The sequence below is a fragment of the Patulibacter medicamentivorans genome (assembly GCF_000240225.1).
Lineage (GTDB): Bacteria > Actinomycetota > Thermoleophilia > Solirubrobacterales > Solirubrobacteraceae > Patulibacter > Patulibacter medicamentivorans.
Window position 1 is genome coordinate 1 of record NZ_AGUD01000093.1, and the last position, 6,258, is coordinate 6,258.

General features: G+C 73.4%; 6 protein-coding genes. 3 read left to right on the top strand and 3 right to left on the bottom strand.

From position 1 onward, the window contains the following. Together PAI11_RS26950 and dnaE are read left to right on the top strand one after the other, a co-directional pair. Positions 1-320, top strand: a 320-nt coding sequence (locus PAI11_RS26950) for a hypothetical protein (protein WP_040599204.1), incomplete at its 5' end; no start/stop codon positions are given. Between the two features lie 69 nt (positions 321-389). Beyond that, positions 390-3,980, top strand: a complete 3,591-nt coding sequence (dnaE, locus tag PAI11_RS08155; protein WP_007572915.1) for a DNA polymerase III subunit alpha — start codon at positions 390-392, stop codon at positions 3,978-3,980. 83 nt (positions 3,981-4,063) lie between these two features. Here the strand turns inward: dnaE and PAI11_RS08160 are convergent, their stop codons facing one another. Genes PAI11_RS08160 through PAI11_RS08170 form a run of 3 tightly spaced genes read right to left on the bottom strand, consistent with a single transcriptional unit; the run spans position 4,064 to position 5,934 of the window. Beyond that, positions 4,064-4,492: an acyl-CoA thioesterase gene (locus PAI11_RS08160; protein ID WP_007572917.1), complete on the bottom strand. Its 429-nt coding sequence runs from the start codon at positions 4,490-4,492 to the stop codon at positions 4,064-4,066. Between the two features lie 54 nt (positions 4,493-4,546). Further along, entirely contained in the window at positions 4,547-5,335 is a 789-nt protein-coding gene (locus tag PAI11_RS08165) for an isocitrate lyase/PEP mutase family protein (protein ID WP_007572919.1), read from the bottom strand. Continuing rightward, positions 5,332-5,934 (bottom strand): carboxymuconolactone decarboxylase family protein, encoded by a 603-nt coding sequence (locus PAI11_RS08170; protein WP_040599213.1) that lies wholly within the window; start codon positions 5,932-5,934, stop codon positions 5,332-5,334. The genes PAI11_RS08165 and PAI11_RS08170 overlap by 4 nt, the downstream gene beginning before the upstream one ends. Before the next feature lie 69 nt (positions 5,935-6,003). Between PAI11_RS08170 and PAI11_RS08175 the strand changes: the two genes are divergently transcribed. After that, positions 6,004-6,258 (top strand): GntR family transcriptional regulator (locus PAI11_RS08175; protein WP_040599207.1); only part of this gene is annotated, 255 nt, incomplete at its 3' end.

The following is a 6,258-nucleotide window of genomic DNA, read 5'->3' on the forward strand; positions in this document are numbered from 1 at the left end:
TGGCGCTGGAGCGCGAGCAGCGGCTCGACGCGCTGCGCGAGGGCCTGACCGCGCTGCGCGGCGAGCTGGACGGCCTGCGCGAGGTCGTCGCGACGTTGCCCGCGCCGGAGCCGCCGGTCGAGCCGGTCGAGCCACCGTCGCCGCTCGCCGGCGGCGACGAGTCCCGGCGCCTGGGGGAGCTGGCCCGCGGTGCCCGCGAGCTGCTCGCGGGCGGTCGCCTGGAGGCCGCCGACGAGGTCATCCGCGGCCTCGAGGACGCCGCCGCCCGGCTGCGCGCGCAGGCCCCGGAAGCGGTCGACGACGACCCGCCGACGCGATAGTCCCTGGACCCGCCGGGAAAGCCGCGGGCGAGGCCCCCGATGTCCGATCGGGGCCCTAGCCTCAGTGGCGTGAGCTCCGGTTCCTGCGTCCACCTGCACGTCCACTCCGAGTACTCGCTGCTCGACGGCCAGCCGAACATCGGCAAGCTCGTGAAGCGGGCGGCGGAGCTGGACCAGCCGGCGATCGGGCTCACCGACCACGGCGTGATGAACGGCGCGGTCGAGCTGTACAAGGCGGCCCAGAAGGAGGGCATCAAGCCGATCATCGGCTGCGAGCTCTACCTGACCGACGACCACGCCTTCCGCGACGGCAAGCGCGAGCTCAACCACCTGACGGTGATCGCCCGCGACCAGGTCGGCTACCGCAACCTGATGCGGCTCAGCTCGCTCGGGTTCACCACCGGCTACCACCGCGGCAAGCCGGGCGTCGACTTCGGCCAGCTGGCCGAGAACGGCGAGGGCCTGATCGTGATGACCGGCTGCCTGGCCTCGCGCTTCTGCCGCCGGCTGGCCGACGACCGGATCGACGACGCCCGCGCCCACATCGACGACCTCTTCCAGGCCGTCGGCAAGGACAACGTCTACTTCGAGGTCCAGAAGAACGGGATCGACGAGCAGGACAAGTGCAACGTCGGGATCGAGCGGATCGCGCGCGAGACCGGCCGCCCGCTGGTCGGCACCGCCGACGTCCACTACCTGCACGAGCACGACTACGACGTCCACGAGGCGCTGCTCTGCGTCCAGACCCAGTCGACGCTGGCCAACCCGAAGATGTCGTTCTCCACGAACGAGTTCTTCGTCAAGAGCAACGACCAGATGGCGAGCCAGTTCGCGGAGTGGCCGGACGCGATCCCGACGACGCTGGAGATCGCCGAGCGCTGCGCCGTCGAGATCCCGCTCGGCCAGATGCTGCTGCCGCGGTTCCTGCCCGAGGGCGAGGACGAGCAGGCCTACCTGCGGGCCCAGGTCGAGGAGGGCCTGCGCGCCCGCTACGGCGATCCGATCCCGGCCGCCGCCCGCGAGCGCGCCGAGATGGAGCTCGGCGTCATCAACCGGATGGGCTACGACGCCTACTTCCTGATCGTCTGGGACTTCGTCAAGTGGTCGAAGGACCACGGGATCTCGGTCGGCCCGGGCCGTGGCTCGGCGGCCGGCTCGATCATCGCCTACACGCTCGGGATCACCGACCTCGACCCGCTCCACTACGACCTGCTGTTCGAGCGCTTCCTCAACCCGGACCGCGTGTCGATGCCGGATATCGACATCGACTTCTCCGTCAAGGGGCGCGAGGAGGTCATGAAGTACGTGGTCGACAAGTACGGCCGCGAGCGGGTCGCGCAGATCATCACCTTCGGGCGGATGCTGCCCCGCAACGCGACCAAGGACTCGGCCCGGGTCCTCGGCTTCGACTACGCCACCGGCGACCGGCTGGCGAAGCTGATCCCCGACCCGATCATGGGCAAGACCCCGCCGCTGGAGAAGTGCCTCGCCGAGGGCTCCGAGCTGCGCGGCGTCTACGACTCCGATCCGGTCGCCAAGCAGGTGCTGGACACTGCGCTCGGGCTCGAGGGCACCGTCCGCAACGCCGGCATCCACGCGGCGGCGGTCGTCATCAGTGACCGCGACCTGACCGAGGTCGTCCCGATCCAGACCGCGTCGACGGGCAACGTCGACGAGTCCGGCAACAAGATCTTCCGCCGGGTCACGCAGTTCCCGATGGGGCCGGTCGAGGAGCTCGGCCTGCTGAAGATGGACTTCCTGGGGCTGCGCAACCTCGACGTGATCCAGGACGCCCTGGACATCATCGAGCGCTCGACCGGCCAGCAGATCGACATCGCGACGATCCCGCTCGACGACCGCCCGACCTACGAGATGCTCGCCCGCGGCGACTCGGTCGGCGTGTTCCAGTTCGAGTCCGAGGGCATGCGCAAGGCGATGCGCCAGGTCGTCCCGACCGAGTTCGACGACCTGATCGCCCTGGTGGCGCTCTACCGCCCGGGCGCCATGGACCAGATCCCGACCTACGCGGCCGGCAAGCACGACGCCAACTCGATCCGGATCCCCGATCCGCGGCTGACCCCGATCATCGGCCCGACCAAGGGCGTGATCCTCTACCAGGAGCAGTCGATGCGGATCGCCCGCGACCTGGCGGGGTTCACGCCCGGCCAGGCCGACGACCTCCGCAAGGCGATCGGCAAGAAGCAGCTCGACAAGATGGCCAAGCTGGAGCCGGCCTTCCGCGAGGGCTGCCTGCAGTCGGGGACCGACAGCCAGGTCGTCGACTGGCTGTGGCAGACCAACCTCAACGCGGCCAACTACTCCTTCAACAAGTCGCACGCGGCCTGCTACGGCCTCGTCTCCTACCGGACCGCCTGGCTGAAGGCGAACTACCCGGCCGAGTACATGGCCGCGCTGCTCTCGTCGGTGATGTCGACGAAGGACAAGGTCCCGTTCTTCCTCAACACCTGCGAGGAGATGGGGATCGAGGTGCTGCCGCCCGACGTCAACGAGTCCGACCACGAGTTCACCGTCGTCAAGGGCGCGATCCGCTTCGGCCTCGACGCGGTCAAGGGCGTCGGCCACGCCGCGGTCGAGGCGATCAAGACCGCCCGCGAGGACGGCCCGCTGACCACGCTCTGGGACTTCTGCGAGCGAGTCGACCACCGCGCCGTCAACGGCAAGGCGCTCGACTCGCTGATCCGCTGCGGCGCCTTCGCCTCGACCGGCGCGACCCGCCAGGGGATGCTGGCCGTCGTCGAGCAGGCGCAGGCGGCGGGCAAGAAGGTCCAGCAGGACGCGGCCGCCGGCCAGGGCTCGATCTTCGACCTCGGTGGCGACGCCGACGCCGGTCCGGCGGGCGGTCGCGCGGCGACCGTCGCCCACCCGCCGATCCCGACCGGCGAGTTCGACCAGCGCGAGCTGCTGGCGATGGAGAAGGAGACCATCGGCCTGTTCCTCTCCGCCCACCCGCTGAAGGACGTCCGCGACGCGCTGACCAAGGCCACCGACTGCGCCGTCGCCGACCTGCGGACCCGCGCGCACGACCAGTGGATCGAGGTCGGCGGGATGGTCGCCGACATCCGCCGGATCAACACCCGCAAGGGCGATCTGATGCTGCGCGGCGTGCTCGAGGACACCGAGGGCTCGGTCGACCTGGTCGTCTTCCCGAAGGCGGTGCCGGAGCTGGAGCCGATCCTGCGCCCGGACGAGGTGGTCCTGGTCCGCGGCCGGATCGACCTGCAGGACGTCGACCGGCCGGCGCTGCTGGTCCAGAGCGCCAAGCCGTTCCGCCCCTCCGAGGACGAGATCGCCAAGGCCAAGGGCGCCGCCGACGCCCGCCGCGCCGAGCGGGTCGCCGCGGCGATCCCGACCGAGCTGCACGTGCGCGTCGACGGCCGCTCGGTGCTGGAGTCGGTGCTCGACCGGCTCAAGCACCTGCTGCGGGATCACGAGGGCGAGTCGGCGGTGGTCCTGACGATCGCCACCTCGTCGGGACCGCGGACGCTGCGCCTGGGCGGCGGCTTCCGGGTCAACCCGGGCCCGACGCTGCAGGTCGAGCTGGAGCGGCTGTTCGGCGAGGGCGCGATGTCAACCGCCGCCCCGGCGCCGGAGGCTCCCGCGCCGGCCGCGGCGGCGGCGCCCGTCGGCGTCGCTGCCTGACCCCGCGGCCCGCGGCCGGTCCCATGACCGGCGCCGGGCCGACCGTCCGCGCCCCGAGCCGGCGGCCGGCGTCGCGGCGGCGCTCAGGCGGCCGGCGGCGCGTGCGGCTCGACCAGCGCCCGGACGTCGTCGGGGATCGGACGCGAGCGACCGCCCGGGACGACGAACACGTGGCGGACCGCGCCGTGGACGCAGACCCGGTCGCCGACCCGGAACGTCGGCTCCAGGACCAGGCTGCTGGTGCCGATCCGGCCGACCCGGACGTCGATCTCCAGCTGCTCGTCGAACCGCGCGCCGGCGACGTAGTGCAGGTGGGTCTCGGCGATCATGTAGTCGGCGCCGGCCGCCACCATCGCCGCGTAGCCGCCGAGCCGCGCCCGCCACAGCTCGACCATCGCGACGTCGTAGAAGGCCAGGTAGTGGGCGTTGAAGACGACGCCCTGCTGGTCGCACTCGGCGTAGCGGATCCGCATCCGGTGGGTGAACAGCGGCGGCCGGGGGTCGGGCTCCATCGTGGCGATGCTATGCCAGCGGCGCTCGCCGCCGGGCCGCCCGCGGCCGGCCGACTAGGAGGGTCTCCAACGGCCGAGCAGGCCGGCCATCGCGTCCATCGTCGCGCGCTGCAGGTAGGGGCCGAAGGTCACGCGCCGGACGCCGGTCGCCGCCAGCGCCGCCAGGTCGTCGCCGGGGTCGGCGAGCGCGTTGACGGGGCGGGGGAGGGCGGTGGCCAGCGTCCGCAGGTCGTCCGGGTCGCGGGCGCCGATCGGGTAGAGGACGTCGGCCCCCGCCGCCGCGTACCCCTCGAGCCGCCCGATCGTCCGCGCGAGCCGGGTCGCCGGGTCGCCGTCCCGCCGCAGCAGCAGGTCGCAGCGGGCGTTGAGGACGACCGGGATCCCGCTCGCGTCGGCGGCCGCGCGGACCGCGGCCAGCAGCCGCTGCTGCTCGTCGGCGCCGCGCAGCCGCCCGCCGCCGGCGTGGTCGCTGTCCTCGAGGTTCAGCCCGACGGCGCCGACGTCGAGCAGGCCGTCGACCAGCGCCGCGGGGTCGAGCCCGTAGCCCGACTCCAGGTCGGCGGTCACCGGCACGTCGACCGCCGCGGCGATCCGCTCGACGGCGTCGAGCATCTGGTGGACGCCGAGCCCCTCCTGGTCGGGACGGCCGATCGCGGCGGCGATCGCGGCGCTGGCGGTCGCGACGGCCGGGAAGCCGGCGGCGACCGCGGCCTGGGCGCTCGCGGCGTCCCAGACCGACGGCAGCACCAGCAGCGGGCCGTCGCGGTGCAGCGCCCGCAGGCGCAGCGCGCGGTCGGCCAGCGCGCCGCGCGGCCGGGTCCGCAGCGACGCCGGCTCGCTCATGCCGGCGGGGCGCCGGCGGTGAGCGGCGGCCCGGCCGGGACCGGGATCGCACAGACCGTACCGGTGCTGAACCCGTCCGGCGGGATCTCGAGCGCGGCGTTGAAGCGGGCGCGGTACTGCTCCCAGGCGATCGCGCTCGTCAGGTGGACGACCTGGCGCTCGTCGAACCGTTCGCGGAGGGCGGCGAACAGCTCGTCGTCGACGACCGCCGGCGTCCGGCTCATCGCCGCGGCGTAGTCCAGCACCAGCCGCTCGCGCTCGTCGAAGGCCGGGCTCTCGCGGTGGCGGACGAGGTCGCGGATCTGCTCCTCGGGGACGCCGTGGTGGGTGCGGGCGAGGAACGAGCCGATGTCCATGCAGTACTCGCAGCCGACGACCGTGGCCGCCTTCAGCACCGCCAGCTCGACCAGCCGCGGCTCGACGTCGCGGCTGCGCTCGAGCTGGTGCTCCATCGCGCCGACCCCGACCGCCGTCCGCGGGTGGCGAAGCATCACGCGCACCGAGCCCATGACCTTGCCGGTGGCCTTCCGCGACGCGCGGAACGCGAACCGTCCCAGCAGCCCGCCCTCGCCGTCCTGCACCTCGCTGATCCGTCCCACGGTCGCCTCCGTCGCGTTGGTCCCGGCCACCGCCGGGGCTGGGGTCCAGGCTAGGCTTGACCGCAGGCGATGGGCAAGGACCGGAACTCCCGTGCGGCGTCGGACCAGTCGGCGGAGCCGGGATCCAGCGGCGGCGCCGGGCCCGCGGCCGGGCGTCCGCCTCGCGGCCTCGACCTGGCCGTGGTGCTGCGGCGCGGCGACGGCCCGCTGCACCGGCAGCTGGAACGCGCGCTGCGCGACGCGGCGGCCGACGGGCGGCTGTCGGCCGGCACGCCGTTGCCGTCGACGCGGACCCTGGCCGCCGACCTCGGCGTGTCGCGCGGG